Annotated in this window: 15 protein-coding genes; 13 read left to right on the forward strand and 2 right to left on the reverse strand. The window is 56.7% G+C overall.

Annotated features, from left to right (window positions below):
• The first annotated feature begins 111 nt into the window (after nt 1–111).
• The 8 genes from QZ305_RS10285 to QZ305_RS10320 all read left to right on the forward strand — a co-directional run bounded on the left by QZ305_RS10285 (nt 112) and on the right by QZ305_RS10320 (nt 8,378).
• Nucleotides 112–333, forward strand: coding sequence for a hypothetical protein (locus QZ305_RS10285; protein WP_294731785.1), 222 nt, complete (start codon nt 112–114; stop codon nt 331–333).
• A gap of 162 nt (nt 334–495) precedes the next feature.
• Nucleotides 496–2,130, forward strand: coding sequence for a peptide ABC transporter substrate-binding protein (locus QZ305_RS10290; protein WP_294731786.1), 1,635 nt, complete (start codon nt 496–498; stop codon nt 2,128–2,130).
• Nucleotides 2,131–2,334: 204 nt separating this feature from the next.
• Complete coding sequence (gene murB, locus QZ305_RS10295; protein ID WP_294731788.1) at nt 2,335–3,267, forward strand: UDP-N-acetylmuramate dehydrogenase; 933 nt, start codon at nt 2,335–2,337, stop codon at nt 3,265–3,267.
• 6 nt (nt 3,268–3,273) lie between these two features.
• Nucleotides 3,274–3,804, forward strand: coding sequence for a TetR/AcrR family transcriptional regulator (locus QZ305_RS10300; RefSeq protein ID WP_294731790.1), 531 nt, complete (start codon nt 3,274–3,276; stop codon nt 3,802–3,804).
• 78 nt (nt 3,805–3,882) lie between these two features.
• The gene (locus tag QZ305_RS10305) at nt 3,883–4,578 is read left to right on the forward strand and encodes a FadR/GntR family transcriptional regulator (protein WP_294731791.1); all 696 of its coding nucleotides are present in this window, start codon (nt 3,883–3,885) and stop codon (nt 4,576–4,578) included.
• A gap of 290 nt (nt 4,579–4,868) precedes the next feature.
• Complete coding sequence (locus QZ305_RS10310) at nt 4,869–5,657, forward strand: electron transfer flavoprotein subunit beta/FixA family protein (RefSeq protein WP_294731792.1); 789 nt, start codon at nt 4,869–4,871, stop codon at nt 5,655–5,657.
• 107 nt (nt 5,658–5,764) lie between these two features.
• Nucleotides 5,765–6,973 carry an FAD-binding protein gene (locus tag QZ305_RS10315; protein WP_294731793.1) on the forward strand — a complete coding sequence of 403 codons (1,209 nt, stop codon included), beginning with the start codon at nt 5,765–5,767 and terminating at the stop codon, nt 6,971–6,973.
• Nucleotides 6,966–8,378: an FAD-binding oxidoreductase gene (locus QZ305_RS10320; RefSeq protein WP_294731794.1), complete on the forward strand. Its 1,413-nt coding sequence runs from the start codon at nt 6,966–6,968 to the stop codon at nt 8,376–8,378. The genes QZ305_RS10315 and QZ305_RS10320 overlap by 8 nt, the downstream gene beginning before the upstream one ends.
• Before the next feature lie 253 nt (nt 8,379–8,631).
• On the opposite strand, the gene QZ305_RS10325 is transcribed toward QZ305_RS10320, so the two are convergent.
• Complete coding sequence (locus QZ305_RS10325) at nt 8,632–9,483, reverse strand: DUF368 domain-containing protein (protein ID WP_294731796.1); 852 nt, start codon at nt 9,481–9,483, stop codon at nt 8,632–8,634.
• A 205-nt stretch (nt 9,484–9,688) separates the two neighbouring features.
• Here QZ305_RS10325 and QZ305_RS10330 point away from each other — a divergent pair, with 205 nt between their 5' ends.
• From QZ305_RS10330 to QZ305_RS10350, 5 genes are all read left to right on the forward strand, one after another.
• Nucleotides 9,689–10,222: a helix-turn-helix domain-containing protein gene (locus QZ305_RS10330; protein WP_294731798.1), complete on the forward strand. Its 534-nt coding sequence runs from the start codon at nt 9,689–9,691 to the stop codon at nt 10,220–10,222.
• Nucleotides 10,223–10,280: 58 nt separating this feature from the next.
• Nucleotides 10,281–11,870 carry an ABC transporter ATP-binding protein gene (locus tag QZ305_RS10335; RefSeq protein ID WP_294731800.1) on the forward strand — a complete coding sequence of 530 codons (1,590 nt, stop codon included), beginning with the start codon at nt 10,281–10,283 and terminating at the stop codon, nt 11,868–11,870.
• On the forward strand, nt 11,867–12,694 hold the full coding sequence (locus QZ305_RS10340) for an ABC transporter permease (protein ID WP_294731801.1): 828 nt from the start codon (nt 11,867–11,869) through the stop codon (nt 12,692–12,694). Before QZ305_RS10335 ends, QZ305_RS10340 begins: the two co-directional genes overlap by 4 nt.
• A gap of 110 nt (nt 12,695–12,804) precedes the next feature.
• A complete protein-coding gene (locus QZ305_RS10345) occupies nt 12,805–14,676 on the forward strand; it encodes an extracellular solute-binding protein (RefSeq protein WP_294731806.1) in 1,872 nt (623 codons plus the stop codon).
• A 163-nt stretch (nt 14,677–14,839) separates the two neighbouring features.
• Nucleotides 14,840–15,631, forward strand: coding sequence for a DeoR/GlpR family DNA-binding transcription regulator (locus tag QZ305_RS10350; RefSeq protein ID WP_294731803.1), 792 nt, complete (start codon nt 14,840–14,842; stop codon nt 15,629–15,631).
• Here QZ305_RS10350 and QZ305_RS10355 read toward each other — a convergent pair.
• Nucleotides 15,600–15,973: hypothetical protein (locus tag QZ305_RS10355; protein ID WP_294731804.1), on the reverse strand; the 374-nt coding region annotated here is incomplete at its 5' end. The two genes, QZ305_RS10350 and QZ305_RS10355, sit on opposite strands and share 32 nt — an antisense overlap.

Here is a 15,973-nt window from a genome sequence, read left to right on the forward strand (position 1 = left end):
TGGAGAGAACGGAAGACCTGCTTTGGCAGGCAGTTTTCAAGGAAGCGTCAACCAGGGAAGACTCACAGAGCCTGAACTGGAGCTGTCCCTGGCAACGGGGACATGCAAACTATGACAAAGTGGTTTGCAACGGTGAACAAGGATGATCAGGGCCGCCTGTGGCTTGTGTGGCAGGATCACAAGGCGGAGATCACAGACTGCTTTGATGCAGGTGGCAGAGCTCATGTGAAACTGGGCGACCGGTATTTCGATCTGGAGAAAACCGCGGACGGATGCATCTGGTCATCTTCAGATGACCCGGCTGACGGAACAGAGTACACGGATCCGAACTGACATAAGAACAGAGAACACCTCCGGCTGCGGTGGATTTGCACCGGAGGTTTTCGGCTCTGCCGTCAGATTGACGTGACTGTAATCGTTTACATATATCAGACATCTGCTCCCTTATGCTAGAATGTTGGCATCATGCTTTAAAAGCAGAAAGGAAATTCTCTTATGAATCGTAAAGTCACACTGCTGTGCACAGCAGCAGCCTGCATGGGTCTGAGTGCCTGCGGCGGATCCGGCGATGCCGGAAAAACAGAAGCTGCCCAGGGCGGCAAGACCATCACCATCGCCAAGGAAAATGACGTGGTGTCCCTGAACTCCATTCTGGCCATTGACCAGAAATCCTTCGATGTCATTGGCATGTTCACGGAAGGTCTGATGACACTGGATGCGGACAACAACATCATCCCGGCAATCGCAGAGAGCTATGAACTCAGTGATGACCAGCTGACCTACACTTTCAAGCTCCGGGACGCGAAATGGACCAACGGCGAGGAAGTGAAGGCCCAGGACTTTGTCTTTGCCTGGAACGAACTGGCTCACAATGACGAAGCGGAGTATTCCTATCTGGTGACAGATGACGGTGCCTGCATCAAGAACGGCAACGAGATCGTCTACGATGGCAAAGATGATCTGGACTTGGGTGTAACCGCCAAAGACGACAAGACACTGGTGGTGGAACTGGACAAGAAGAGCCCGCAGTTCCTGTCGCTGATGGTGTTCCCGTCTTTCTACCCCATCAACGAGGAATTCTACAAGGAACAGGGCGACCAGTATGGCCTGGCAGTGGAAAACCTGCTGGCCAACGGTCCTTACAAAGTGGTGGAATGGACCAAGGGCAACTCGGTGAAAGTCGCGAAAAACGAAGACTACTGGGATGCGGGCAACGTGAAAGTGGACAACATTATTGTCAATGCCGTGCCTGACTTCTCCACTTCGGCGCTGGATTTCGAAAACGGCAACACGGACTGGACGCAGCTGAACTCCACGCTGATCGACCGCTACAAGGACAACCCGGCGTATCAGGAACAGCCTGAGTCCTGCCTGTGGTACCTCCAGTACAACTACGACAACAAGTATCTGGCCAATGAGAACATCCGGAAGGCCATCAGCACGGTGGTGGACCGCCAGGATCTGGTGGAAAACGTTCTGAAGGACGGGTCCACGGTTCTGACCGGGTTTGTCCCTGCAGGATTCACCAGCGGGCCCGACGGCAAGGATTACCGGGAAACTGCCAAGTCTCCGGAAGCGCTGGCCGGGGAAGACGGTGTGAAAGCAGCTCAGGAATATCTGGACAAGGGCCTGAAGGAACTGGGTGAATCGGAAATCACGCTGACGCTGCTGTGCGATTCCTCCGACCCGGCCAAACCCGTGGCGGAATACATTCAGTCCTGCACCTCCAAGCTCAAAGGCCTGACACTGGAACTGATGCCCCAGGAAAAGGCCAACCGTCTGGCGAAGATGAAGAGTCATGATTTCGATCTGGTGCTCACCGGATGGATCCCCGATTTCTCCGATCCCACTGCTTTCCTGGGCCTGATGACCGAAGGCAATGCCTACAACTATGGCAGCTATGTCAGCAAAGACTACGATGCCAGGCTGAAGGAAGCAGCGGATGCGGCCACACCGGAAGAGCGCTGGGCACTGCTGCAGGAAGCGGAACAGATCCTGCTGGAAGACGAAGCGGTCTCCGGCATCTATCAGATGGGCGGTGCAGTGCTGCAGAACCCGAAGGTAACGGGCATCGATCACCACGTATTCGGTGTATCCAACCTGTACAAGAACGCGGACATCTCCGAGTAAGCCTTACGTATATCACCAGAAAGGACAGCCTCCCGTCAAAGGAGGGCTGTCCTTTTCACTGCGATGCCGATGGTGGACGGCAGGGGCAGGGATTTCCACAAACTCCCAGCCTGGAAAGAAATCCGGCACATATGTGACGCTCTCCCCCTTCTCTGTTGACTCACCCCGGTTGTGCAGACATCCTGCCGTGCTTAAAATATGAGTATGATCGATGTAAAAGAAAATGTTCCAATGAAGAACCATACGACTCTGAAAATCGGCGGTCCCGCCAGCCGGTTTCTGGAGCCGGATACAATACAAGACATGATACAGATCCTGCAGGAGTCCCTGGAGGAAGAAGCCCCGCTGTTCATTCTCGGCAACGGCTCCAACGTCCTCTTTGCGGATGAAGGATATCCCGGCTGGGTGCTGCACCTGGGATCCAACTGGTCCGGGATCGAACTGGTGGACGCCTGCCGTCTTCGTGTCAAAAGCGGCACCACCAACCAGGAACTGGCCCGGTTCACCCGTCTGGCGGGGCTGGCCGGCTATGAATTTGCCTCGGGAATCCCGGGCACCATCGGCGGTGCCATTGTCATGAACGCCGGGGCTTATGACGGCGAAACGGTGGATGTGCTGGAAAGCGTCCGGTGGCTGGACCGGCAGGGCAATCTGCATGTGGCCACCGGGGAGGAACTGGATCTGGGCTACCGGCATTCCCGGTTCAGCGATGAATTCGGCCTGATCGTGGATGCGGTCTACCGTCTGAAGCCTGGAGATACTCTGGCCATTGAACGGAAAATCGATGATCTTACCGCCCGACGCTGGAGCAGACAGCCCATGGAGGATGCCTCTGCCGGCAGCACCTTCAAGCGCCCGGCAGGCAGTTTCGCCTCGAAGCTGATTCATGAAAGCGGACTCCAGGGACTCCGGGTGGGAGATGCCATGGTATCGGAAAAACACGCCGGTTTTCTGATCAATGCCGGTGAAGCCAGCTGCGCCGAGTTTCTGGAACTGGTGCGCCAGGTACAGGACAAAGTGCAGGCAGATTCCGGCATTCATCTGGAGCTGGAAGTCCGGCGTCCGGATGCTGCAGCCGACGCAGCCAGAGATGCACTCGTGCGTCTGGAGAAAGAAAGGGAAGAAGAGGAGGAGTAAGGAAGGATGTCGCAGACAAGGACCGCCATACAGCAGGCCTTCCTGCAGCTGGCCCGGGAAAAACCCGCGGACAAAATCACCGTAACGGATATCGTTGGCCGGGCCGGCATCAACCGGAACAGTTTTTACTATTACTTTGAGGACCTGCCGGGGATGATCGAGGTCACGGTGCAGGAACTCTTCGAGCAGGCCATTCTTCAGAAAAAGCCCCGGAGTTTCCAGGAGTGCGTCAACCTGCTGTCTCAGGTGATGCAGGAGAACCGGTCTGTGTGTCTGCATCTGTTCCGGTCCCAGTCCAGAATCGATCTGCAGATGTATTATCACCGGGTCTGCAGCTATGCCGTCACGGCGTTTCTGGAATCTGTGGATTACTTCGGAAAATTCACCACACTGGACGAGAAAGACGCCCTCGCGGCGTATTACCGCTGTCTGCTGCTGGGACTGATGAACCAGTGGCTGGCCGGGGGCATGAAAAGCGACGTGAACCGTGAACTGTCCCGGATGCAGAAAGCTGCAGCCAGACTGCACCAGTCCTGATGAGCGGCCTGTATCCTTTGCAGCGGGATGCAGGCCGCTTTTTCCTGCACTTTGCGAGGGTCTGGTAAAATGGTTCATATGACTGAATCAGCAAGAGAAAGACCGAAGACATACAAAGCCGCCGTGGACTTCGTCCGGCAGGAGATCCTGGAAGGCCACCTGCATCCCGGTGACAAGCTGCCCACAGAGCGGGAACTGGCCGCGCAGCTGGACATCAGCCGGAATTCTGTCCGGGAAGGACTGCGGGTGCTGGAAAACCTGGGGGTTCTGAGCTCCACCCAGGGATCCGGGAACTACATTGCACTGAACTTCGACGAGACCATCAGCGAGGCCCTTTCCTTCCTGTATCACCTGCGGGGCATGCAGGAGGGGGATGTAACGGAATTCCGCTGGATGATCGAGCGGGAGGCACTCCCTCTCTGTGCCAGCCGGATTTCTCCCGCGCAGAAGCAGACACTGATGGACGCCCTGCGGCATCTGGAAGCGGCCACAACGGAAGAGGAACGCATCCGCTGGGACAAGGCGCTGCACCGCATCATGGTCCAGGGCAGCCACAATGAGTTTCTCATTGCCAGCTATCAGGCCCTGACCTCCTTCATGGACCGGTACATCTCCACCATGCGCCAGCGCATCATCCGGGGGATGCTGGGCAACAACCAGCTGGAAGCCAGTCACCGGCTGCTGGTGGAAGGACTCATCAGTCAGAATCTGGAGAAAGCCCGTCAGGGGCTGGAAAACCATTTCGGCTACATCGAAACGTACCGCCACCTGTAAAAGCAAAGAAACACAGACAGTCAGCCAGGATTCATGCAGCCTGCAGATCCTGGCTTTTTCGTGTCCATGCCGGTCCTGTTGCCGGTTTTTCCGGTCAGGCCCGAAGAGCACATCACACCCGCCCATATTCAAAGCCCCGGCAGCCATCGGCACGGAAACCAATTAGAAACCGCTTACTGTAAGCGGTTAAACCCCTTGAAATGCAGCCGGGACAGGGAGTAAGGTGAAGACAGATAAATTGGTAGGACCAATAAGGGACATCACAGAAGCATACCAACAAGGAGGTCTGTATGAATATTCTTGTCTGCATCAAACAGGTGCCGGCTTCCAGCAAAGTGGAAGTGGATCCGGTCACGGGTGTGATCAAACGGGACGGCGCGTCCTGCAAAATGAACCCCTATGATCTGTACGCGCTGGAAACGGCGTTCCGGATCCGGGAAGCGGCAGGGGGTACGATCCATGTCATTTCCATGGGACCTGGACAGGCGGCGGATGTGATCCGGGAGGCGTTTGCCATGGGTGCCGATGGCGGCACGCTTGTTTCTGACCGGCGGTTTGGCGGGGCGGATGTCCTGGCAACCAGCTACACCCTGGCGCAGGGAATCCGGGCTGCGGGAGACTTCGATCTCATTCTCTGCGGGAAGCAGACCACAGACGGTGACACCGCTCAGGTGGGATCGGAGATCGCGGAATGGCTGGGGATTCCCAGTGTGGCAAATGTCCGGGAAATCCGGGAGGTCACGGATGAGGATCTGACCATTGCCATGGATCTGCCGGAGGAAATCGAAATCGCCAGAGTGCAGATGCCCTGTCTGCTGGCGGTGGACAAGGACATCTTCATGCCGCGGCTGCCCAGTTATGTACGGAAAAAGGCGGCAGCCGGCCGGAAGATCCAGGTGCTGAGCCTGGATGACATGGAGGACAAAGACCCGTCGCATTACGGACTCAATGGCTCTCCCACCCAGGTGGTGCGGATTTTCCCGCCGGATGTCAATGACGAAAAGGAAACCTGGACAGAGCCCGGGGACATCATGGCGGCACATCTGACGGAGAAGCTCGCGGAACTGAAGTTCATCTGAGGGATCTGCCTGACCGGGCAGCTGACATCTGCCGGTCACGGCTGTCCATCAGCCATTTCACCATCACCATACAGAAATAGCATTCAAGAAAGGCAGGAACGCATCATATGCCAGAACTGATTCTGCACCCTGAATATATCGAAGATCCCCAGGTGCTCGTGGATCTGTGTCCCTTCGGGGCCATGGAACTGGATGACCAGGGACAGCTTTCCATCAGCCCGGCCTGCAAAATGTGCCGGCTGTGTGTCCGCAAGGGACCCAAAGGAGCGGTGGAATTCCGGGAAGACGAAACCCCGAAACCCGCGGTGGACAAATCCGCCTGGAAGGGCATCGCCGTGTATGTGGATCACGTGGACGGTGACATCCACCCGGTGACCTATGAGCTCATCGGCAAGGCCAGGGAAATGGCCGACCGGATCCACCAGCCGGTGTATGCGCTGTTTCTGGGTCATGACATTGAAGCCCAGGCCCGCGAACTGCTGCACTACGGCGCAGATCAGGTGGTGGTCTACGACGAGCCGGAACTGGCCCGCTTTGCCATCGAGCCCTATACAACAGCTTTTGAGGACTTCATCCATGCTTTCCAGCCGGGGTCCATCCTGGTGGGGGCCACAACCGTGGGACGGCAGCTGGCGCCCCGGGTGGCAGCCCGCATGCACACCGGGCTGACCGCAGACTGCACGATTCTGGAGATGGATGAACAGACCGATCTCTCCCAGATCCGGCCGGCGTTTGGCGGCAACATCATGGCGCACATCAAGACCCCCAACAACCGTCCGCAGATGGCCACGGTCCGGTACAAGATCATGAACGCACCGGAGCGGATGCCACAGGAACAGGGGGAGATCCTGCACCGGCAGCTGCCTTCGTCGAAGCTGAGTTCCCGCATCGAGGTGCTGGACATCGTTGCCAAGCCCCGGGAGGAATCCATTGAAAACGCCGATGTGCTCGTGGTGGCAGGGCGTGGTGTGAAAAAGCCCGAGGATCTGGAGATGCTGCAGAAACTGGCGGATCTGCTGGGAGGACAGCTGGCCTGCACCCGGCCTCTGGTGGAAGCCGGGGTCATGGATGCCAGAACCCAGATCGGGCTCTCCGGCCGGACGGTGCGCCCGAAGCTCATCATCACCTGCGGGGTATCCGGTGCGGTGCAGTTTACTGCCGGCATGAACCATGCCGATCAGATTTTCGCCATCAACACCGATCCGGAGGCGCCGATTTTCAAAACCGCCAACTACTGTCTCGTGCAGGATCTCTATGAGGTGGTGCCTGCACTGATTGACCGGCTGGAAGCCAGGAAAGGAGCGGCTCATGTCTGAATACATCTACAAGCGTCTGGATCATGATGACATTGACGCACTGCGCCAGCTGATCGGAGACGACAGCCGGCTGCTGTATGGAGAATCTCTGCCGGAGGACTACAGCCACGATGAGCTGGGCGGTGTGGCTTCGTATCCGGATGTGGTCATCCGGGCGGCATCTGCCCGGGAGGTCTCCGATGTGATGAAGTACGCCTGGGAGCACAGCATTCCCGTGACGCCCCGGGGCGCCGGCACCGGTCTGGTGGGATCTTCCGTGGCGATGGAACATGGCATCATGCTGGATACCACGCTGATGAATCAGATCCTGGAACTGGATGAAGAGAATCTGACGCTGACGGTGGAACCCGGGGTGCTGCTGATGGATCTGGCGGCGTTTGTGGAAGAACGGGGGTTCTTCTATCCTCCTGATCCCGGTGAAAAATCGGCGACGATCGGCGGGAACATTTCCACCAATGCCGGCGGCATGCGGGCAGTGAAGTACGGCGTCACCCGGGATTTTGTCCGGGGTCTGGAAGTGGTGCTTCCGGACGGGCGGATCCTGGAATTCGGCGGAAAAGTCGTCAAGAACTCCTCTGGCTACGATCTGAAGGACCTGATCATCGGGTCCGAGGGAACGCTGGGGATCATCACAAAGGCAGTGCTGAAACTGCTGCCCAAACCCGCCTGCACGATTTCGCTGCTGGTTCCCTTTCCCAGTCTGCAGCAGGCCATTGACACGGTTCCGGTGATCGTGAAATCCCGGTACATTCCCACGGCAATCGAGTTCATGCAGCGGCAGGTGATTCAGGATGCGGAAGAGTATCTGGGCAAGCCTTTCCCGGACAGTTCCGCCGATGCCTATCTTCTGCTGAAATTTGACGGCAGCAGCCGGCAGGAAGTGGATGCGGCTTACGCGGCGGTGGCGGACCTGTGTCTGGAGCAGGGAGCACTGGATGTGCTGATTTCCGATACGGATGAACGGGAGGAATCCATCTGGAAGGCCCGGGGCGCATTCCTGGAAGCCATCAAAGGGTCCACGACGCTGATGGATGAAGTGGATATGGTGGTTCCCCGCAGCTGTGTCAATGACATGGTGGCGTATCTGGATGAGGTCCAGCGTCTGGCGGGGCTGCGGATCAAGAGCTTCGGTCATGCCGGGGATGGCAACCTGCATGCGTATCTGCTCAAGGATGAGCTGAGCGATGAGGAATGGGAAGCCCGGCTGAAGCAGGCCATGGAGCTTGTGTACAAAAAAGCCCGGGAGCTTGAAGGGCAGGTATCCGGAGAGCACGGCATCGGCTATGCCAAGAAGCCGTATCTGCGGCAGGCGCTGCCGGAGGCGGACTTTGAGCTGATGAACGGCATCAAGGCGGTGTTCGATCCGAAGAACCTTCTGAATCCCCACAAGATTGCCCAGGCATAAACGACAGGAACAGTCGGCAGCCCGCAGAAATCTGAAAGATTTCTGCGGGCTGCGCGCTGTTTTACGGGGATGGTGGTGGGGTGGGGATAGTGAAGAGATTGATGTTATGTGATGGGGAAGTGAGTGGTGGAGGTCTGCGGACTGCAGGCTGGGGCCACCATCGGCAGGGAAACTTTTGCTGGTGTAACTGAAAAATGCGTACTGCAGCGGGACTGACAGTACGCATTTTGTCTGCTTCAGATGACTGGCTGACTTACTCTCCGCCCAGCCGGCTGGCGACGAACCACCCGGCGGCAAAGGTCACGATGCCGGCGATCAGGATCCACAGGCTGAATCCGGACCAGTCGGTTCCCATGAGGATCGCCACAGGACTTGCCACGATCAGACCAATGATCGCCCAGTAGGTCTGGGTGGGCCACTTCGCCATGACCCATTCAATGAGCCGGGCAATGCCGAAGATTCCCACCCCAATGCCGATTCCCATGGGAACCAGATCCGCGCAGGCGGCCATGAGTCCGGTCCAGTCCAGGTGAAGGAGGGAGGAGATGAAGCTGCTGATGAGGTGCAGCGTGGGTTCATAGTAGCCCAGCAGCATCAGCATCATGCTGCCGGAGACACCGGGAATGACCATGGTTGCCGCGGCGATCACACCCACCGCAAAGAACAGCAGGGCGTTGACCAGCCCCGGAGTGGTGCTGGCCTGTGCGGACCCGGTTTTCCCTTCCAGCAGCGCCATGCCCACCACAATGCCGAAAAACAGCACAAAGCAGACCGCCATGCTGGCATCAAAGCCATTGTGCTTCACTTTTGCGGCAATGAAAGGCAGACTGCCGATGATGAGACCGCAGAAGCATAGATTGGTGGGAATGGGCCAGGCAGCCAGCAGATATTCGAAGAGCTTCGCAAACAGGACCAGGGCCAGTCCTGCCCCAATGAAGATCGGCAGCAGGAACCGGAGAGATTTCTTCCAGTCCCTGAACAGATGGGTGATGGACTCGATGAGCTGATCGTACAGCCCCATGGAAACCAGCATGGTTCCCCCGGAAACACCGGGAATGATGTTGGCAATGCCCACCACCATGCCCTGGAGGATTCGTTTCAGCATATGATTTTGTTTCTCCTTTATTCAGCATCTGGGACAGAGCCCCGGCGGGGACATCTGTTTCTATGGGATTATATCAGGAATCGCAATTTCCGCAGAAAATCCGTGTCTGCCTGTTGTTCCCTGTGGCAAAAACCGTACAATAGGATTTGTGTCATGAAATTTCGTGTTTAGTTCTGCTAAACCCGGTGACCGGAAAGGAGTCAGCATGGAAATCGGCAACCGGCTGCGGCAGCGCAGGCAGGCCATGGGCCTGACCCTGGAGGAACTTGCCAGCCGCAGCGAACTCACCAAGGGATTTCTGTCCCAGGTGGAACGGGACCTCACTTCCCCCAGCATTTCAACGCTGGAGGACATTCTCGAAGCCCTGGGCACAACCCTGCCGGAGTTTTTCTCCCGCCAGCAGGAAAAGACCCGGGTGGTATTCACCGCGCCGGACTGGTTTACGGACGAGCAGGAAGGCTACACCATTGACTGGGTGATTCCCAATGCCCAGAAAAACGACATGGAACCCATTCTGCTGACGCTGAAACCCGGCGGGTGTTATGAAATGAACGCCCATGAGGGCCAGGAATTCGGATATGTGCTCCAGGGATCGGCAAAGCTGGAGCTGCCGGAGCAGAAACTGACCATCAGCCGGGGCAGCGCTTTTTACCTGGAAGGCGCCGCCAGTCATGTGCTGCGAAACACAGGCGGATCCAAAACCGTGATTTTGTGGGTGACCACCCCGCCGGCGTTCTGAGACCGGCCTGCGCCGCTGGCTGTCAAACGGCAGGGAGCGCAACAGAAAAGGAGAGAGCATGGAAAACGAGAAGAACAAACTGATTCAGTTCCGGCACATCGTCAAGAACTTTGACGATCAGCAGGTGCTGAAGGGGATTGATCTGGATATATATGAAAACGAGTTTGTGACGCTGCTGGGACCCTCCGGCTGCGGCAAGACCACGCTGCTGCGGATCCTGGGGGGCTTCATCGACCCGGATGGTGGCGAAGTGATCTTTGATGGCAAGGACATCGCCAAGCTGCCTCCCTACAAGCGGGAGCTGAACACGGTGTTTCAGAAATACGCCCTGTTTCCCCATCTGAATGTGTATGAAAACATCGCCTTCGGTCTCCGCCTGCAGAAAATGAGTGAGGACGTCATTGAGCAGAAAGTCAAAAAGATGCTGAAGCTCATCGGCCTGGAGGGGTATGAAAACAAGGATGTGACCCTGATGTCCGGCGGACAGCAGCAGCGGGTGGCTATTGCCCGGGCGCTGGTCAACGAACCCTCCGTCCTGCTGCTGGACGAGCCTCTGGGTGCCCTGGACCTGAAACTGCGCAAGGAAATGCAGTACGAACTCAAGCGCATCCAGCAGGAAGTGGGCATCACCTTCATTTTCGTCACCCATGACCAGGAGGAAGCCCTGACGATGTCGGACAAGATCGTGGTCATGAAAGAAGGGGAAATCATGCAGGTGGGCACCCCGGAAGACATTTACAACGAACCTGCCAATGCCTATGTGGCGAAGTTTGTCGGTGAAAGCAACCTGATTCCCGGACGCATGATCCAGGACCGGCTGGTGCGGTTCAATGACACGGACTTCGACTGCGTGGATGCGGGGTTCCGTCCCCAGGAGCTGGTGGACGTGGTCATCCGGCCGGAGGACATCGACATTGTGGCGCCGGACGCCGGCAAGCTGCAGGGCACTGTGGAATCCGTGCTGTTCAAAGGCGTGCACTATGAAGTCATGGTGGAAACCATCCCCGGCACCCACATCACCGTGAACATGCATGTGAACCGCAACGAAGCCAACGAGAAACAGGAAGGCGATCTCCGGATTTCCGCCAACAACTTCTATCTGGATCTGGAGGACATGAAGGACTGGGATGACGCGGATCTCATCGCCCGGGCGGATGCCCAGGCCTGGAACGCCGCCACGGATGAACTGCTGCCCATCGAACGGGTGCAGACAGATCTCAAGGATGAACTCGGGGAGTACTCCGTGACTTTCCACACCGTGGACGGTCTGTTCATTACCCGGAAGATCTGGGTCATTGACCAGAAAGTCGTGGAGAACCGGAAAGTGAACGAAGCGGTCTCCGCCTTCAACTTCTTCAAGACGCCGGACGAGATCCAGGAATCCATTGCCCTGGACACGGATCTGAAAACCTGGGCCAACGCCCAGGCCTGGAAACTGGACGACGAAAATGAAACCGTGAACCTGTCGGTGGAATATGACTTCGATCCGGAAAACATCCGGGAAGGCATTTATCCGGTGACGTTCTGGACCACCGGCCGGGAATTCAAGATCCACACCACGGATTTTGTGGAAGAAGGCCGCAAGGTGGGACTCACCTTCGAGCCGGAGGACATTCACGTCATGGAAAAAATGGGGTTCAGTGAATGAAGCGGTTCCGTCAGCTGGTGATCCCGTACCTGGCCTGGAGCCTTGTGATGCTTCTGCTGCCCATGGTCCTGATTGCCTTTTACTCCTTCATCAAAGCAGGAAACTCCATTGTTCATTTTCAGCTGACTCTGGACAATTACCTCCGGTTTTTCACCGACAGGGACTTTCTGATCATTCTGTGGCGGTCTCTGGCCATTGCTCTGAAAACCACCGGCATCTGCCTGCTGCTGGGGTATCCCATTGCCTACGTCATCAGCCGCAGCAGCGAAAAAGTCCAGCAGCGTCTGATTCTGGCCATCACCCTGCCCATGTGGATCAACATGCTGGTGCGCACCTACGCCTGGATCGGACTGCTTTCGGCAGGGGGACCGGTGGAATGGGTGCTGAACCTGCTGCACATACCCCATGGGGAACTGCTGTACACCGAAACCGCCGTGCTCATAGGCATGGTGTACAACTTCCTGCCTTTCATGATCCTGCAGATCCAGACTTCTCTGGCGAAAATGGACCGCAGTCTGCTGGAAGCCGCCAGCGATCTGGGCGCCAACGGCTGGCAGGCCTTCCGGAAAGTCACCCTGCCTCTGTCTCTGCCCGGTGTGGTATCCGGCATTACCCTGGTGTTTCTGCCGGCGGTTTCCGCTTTCTTTATCCCGAAACTGCTGGGCGGCGGTCAGTATTTCCTGATTGGCAACGTCATCGAAAACCAGTTCATCACCGTGGGGGAATGGAACTTCGGTTCTGCCATTTCCATGATCATGGCCGTGCTCATGATGCTGCTCATGATGCTTGTCCGGCGCCTTGACGCCAGAGGAGGCCGGAAATGAACTTCGGAAACATGAACAGAGAAACCAGCCGGCGGCGACCCGCCGGCACACCGGGTCATCCCCGGAACCTGCGCCGGACCCCGAAAGGGTCTCTGCCGGGCAATATTCTCATGGCGCTGACTCTGCTGTTCTTCTACCTGCCCATCCTCTTCATGGTGGTGTTTTCCTTCAACAGCTCCAAGTCTCTGACCAGCTTCACCGGATTCTCCCTGCGCTGGTACGAGACCATGCTCAAAAGCCACGGTATGATGGAATCTCTGTATGTGACCATCATCGTGGCGGTGGTGGCCACTGTGATTTCCACCATTGCCGGCACAATCACCGCCATTGGCATGTCCTACTCCCGGAAACTCATCCGGCGCTACATCACCCAGGTCAATGACCTGCCCATGATGAACCCGGAAATCGTGACCGCCATCGGTCTGATGCTGCTGTTCATCACCTTCAACGTGGAACGGGGATTCATGACCCTGCTGCTGGCGCACATTGCCTTCTGCATCCCCTATGTGATGCTTTCCATCACCCCGCGGCTGCGGCAGCTGGATCCCAATCTGGCGGATGCCGCCATGGACCTGGGCGCCACGCCCTGGCAGACACTGACGAAAGTCATTGTTCCCCAGATCTGGCCCGCCATTCTTTCCGGCGCCCTGGTGGCTTTCACCATGAGCTTTGATGACTTCATCATCTCGTATTTCTCCACCGGCGGCGGCGTCAAGAACCTGTCCATCATGGTCTACACCATGAGCAAGCGGGTCAATCCTTCCATCAACGCGATCTCCACCCTGGTGGTTCTGTTCATCACCCTGGGCGTTGTGCTGATGAACGTCGTGCCCTGGCTCCGGGAAAAATACCAGAAACGGCACCCGAAAATCACGGAAGGGGAATTCCGGAAACGTCCCCGCCGCTGGCCCTGGATCCTGCTGGCAGCCCTGGTGGTGCTGGCTTCGATGTTCGGCCTGCGCAAAGGACTCGTCAGCGACAGACCCTATGCCGGCCAGACACTGCATATTTACCTCCCGGGAGAATATGTGGGGGAAAACTTCATCAGCGGCTTCGAGGAACTCACCGGGGCCACAGTCGTGGCAGACAACTTCGACTCCAACGAACAGATGTACATCAAAGTCGCCAACGGGGATTCCTACGATGTGCTGATTCCCTCGGATTACATGATCGAGCGGCTCATTCAGGAAGACCGGCTGCAGAAACTCGACAAGACGAAACTGGAAACCGCCATGTCGCTGCTCGTGGACGACACACTGAACCTGAACTATGACCCGGGCAACGAGTACAGCGTTCCCTATTTCTGGGGATCCGTGGGCATTGTCTACGACAAGACCAAAGTCAGCGAAGCGGACCTGGAAAAAGAAGGATTCAGCATCTTCCTGGATCCCAGGTACAAAGGCGATATCTATCTGTATGACTCCGAACGGGACAGTTTCATGATGGCCCTCAAAGCCCTGGGCTATTCCATGAACACCAAAGACGAATCCCAGATCAATGAAGCCTACAACTGGCTGCTGGAGTGTGTGCGGACCATGGACCCGGAAATCGTCACCGATGAAATCATTGACAACATGGCCCAGGGCCGGAAAGCCCTTGGTCTGATCTACTCCGGAGACGCAGCCTATGTCATGGCAGAAAACGACAACATGGGCTACTACCTCCCGAAAGAAGGCAGCAACCTGTGGTGCGATGCGATGGTCATCCCGAAAAACGCCAGAAATGTGGATCTGGCCATGGCATTCATTGACTACACCTGCCAGTACGAAGCCGCCTATGACAACTCCAGCTACGTTGGCTACACTTCTCCCAACCGCGAGGTCATGGAAGAACTCTCGGAAACGGATTTCGCGGGCATCAACGCCTATCTCCCCAGAACGGGATACGACAAAGACGAAGTCTTCGAATTTGACGAAAATGTCCGCCGGCTGATCGCCGATCAGTTCAGCCGCGTGAAAATCGCCGCTTCCAACGCAGACTGAAAACCACCCGCCGCTGCGGGAATGATGAGGAAAAAGGAACGGAGTGTGGATTCATCCAGCCGTTCCTTTTTCATGTCTTTTATGCGCAATTCCTGCCGGAAAACCGGAATCCGCAGGCACCCGCAGGCGTTATGGATTATACTGAGAAAAGGAGAGATTGATTATGCTTGCTGACAAACGATATGAACGGATCGTGGAAATCACCGACGCCCAGGGATTTGTGAAAACCCGGGAACTGGCGGATCTTCTCGGTGTCTCTGAAACGACCATCCGCCGGGACGTGGAAGAACTCGATACCCGCCGCCGGCTGATCCGGGTCCACGGCGGAGCCAAAAGCCTTGAGAAAGGGAACCTGACCACGAGCCAGGACGAAAAACTCATGCGGGAACGCGTCACCGTTCATGCCCGCGAAAAGGAAGCCATTGCCCGCCGCGCCGCAGAAATGGTCCGGGACGGCGACTGTGTGTTCCTGGATGGCGGTACCACGATTCTTCCCATGCTGGATATCCTCAAAGACCGGAAAATCACCATTGTGACCCACTCCGCGCTGATCGTGGAAGCCTTTCGGGAAGGCACTGCCAGGCTGTTTGTGCTTCCGGGAGATTTTGATACCTATTACAGTATGTTTACCGGCCCTGTGACCGGTCAGATCCTGTCCCGTTTTCATTTTGACTTCTGCTTCATCAGCTGCCTGGGCATCAATCCCCGGGAAGGCAACGTGCTTGCCTCCGAGACCCTGACTCCTGCTGTCAAACGCGGCGCCATGGAACGGGCCACCCGCCGGATTCTCATGGCCGACAGCTCTAAAATGAACGTCCGTGCATTCTATACCATGGCAGATCTGTCGGAGTTTGACCTGGTGATCACCGATCCGGGCCTGCACCAGTTCCTCAAAGATGACGAAATCCCCGAAAACTTCGTCTTCAGTCAGGACGATGCGGACGGAAATGAATGACAGGCCTGTACAGCCGTTGAAAGCCGGTGGCATCAGCTGCCGGTTTTTTAACTGTTCTGCCGATAGGGATGGCCAGGCCATCCCTGGTCAGGGCGGATACGGGGAAAGGGGGAGATGGGGGCTGTATGGATAGGGATACGGGCTGCAGATGAAAGGTGGGGGCTGTATTGAATGCATGGGCCTGCATGGAATGATCGGAGGCTTCAGGAGAAATCCGGGAGAGTTGCACGAAACGTCGTGATTTGCACTTACCGGTGGAACAGAAGAAAAAAATACAAAAAAAGAACAAAAAGTGGTTGCATTCTCCTGTGGCTGTGGTATTATAAGTGAGCCGCGAGTCGG

This window comes from uncultured Faecalibaculum sp., assembly GCF_910588395.1.
GTDB lineage: Bacteria > Bacillota_I > Bacilli_A > Erysipelotrichales > Erysipelotrichaceae > Faecalibaculum.

What these genes read in the sequence shown, in the direction of transcription:
- QZ305_RS10315 (WP_294731793.1), top strand. Translation starts at nt 5,765, where the DNA reads ATGCCAGAACTGATTCTGCACCCTGAATATATCGAAGATCCCCAGGTG.
- QZ305_RS10290 (WP_294731786.1), top strand. Translation starts at nt 496, where the DNA reads ATGAATCGTAAAGTCACACTGCTGTGCACAGCAGCAGCCTGCATGGGT.
- QZ305_RS10300 (WP_294731790.1), top strand. Translation starts at nt 3,274, where the DNA reads ATGTCGCAGACAAGGACCGCCATACAGCAGGCCTTCCTGCAGCTGGCC.
- QZ305_RS10350 (WP_294731803.1), top strand. Translation starts at nt 14,840, where the DNA reads ATGCTTGCTGACAAACGATATGAACGGATCGTGGAAATCACCGACGCC.
- QZ305_RS10340 (WP_294731801.1), top strand. Translation starts at nt 11,867, where the DNA reads ATGAAGCGGTTCCGTCAGCTGGTGATCCCGTACCTGGCCTGGAGCCTT.
- QZ305_RS10345 (WP_294731806.1), top strand. Translation starts at nt 12,805, where the DNA reads ATGGCGCTGACTCTGCTGTTCTTCTACCTGCCCATCCTCTTCATGGTG.
- QZ305_RS10330 (WP_294731798.1), top strand. Translation starts at nt 9,689, where the DNA reads ATGGAAATCGGCAACCGGCTGCGGCAGCGCAGGCAGGCCATGGGCCTG.
- murB (WP_294731788.1), top strand. Translation starts at nt 2,335, where the DNA reads ATGATCGATGTAAAAGAAAATGTTCCAATGAAGAACCATACGACTCTG.
- QZ305_RS10320 (WP_294731794.1), top strand. Translation starts at nt 6,966, where the DNA reads ATGTCTGAATACATCTACAAGCGTCTGGATCATGATGACATTGACGCA.
- QZ305_RS10310 (WP_294731792.1), top strand. Translation starts at nt 4,869, where the DNA reads ATGAATATTCTTGTCTGCATCAAACAGGTGCCGGCTTCCAGCAAAGTG.
- QZ305_RS10335 (WP_294731800.1), top strand. Translation starts at nt 10,281, where the DNA reads ATGGAAAACGAGAAGAACAAACTGATTCAGTTCCGGCACATCGTCAAG.
- QZ305_RS10305 (WP_294731791.1), top strand. Translation starts at nt 3,883, where the DNA reads ATGACTGAATCAGCAAGAGAAAGACCGAAGACATACAAAGCCGCCGTG.
- QZ305_RS10325 (WP_294731796.1), bottom strand. Translation starts at nt 9,483, where the DNA reads ATGCTGAAACGAATCCTCCAGGGCATGGTGGTGGGCATTGCCAACATC.
- QZ305_RS10285 (WP_294731785.1), top strand. Translation starts at nt 112, where the DNA reads ATGACAAAGTGGTTTGCAACGGTGAACAAGGATGATCAGGGCCGCCTG.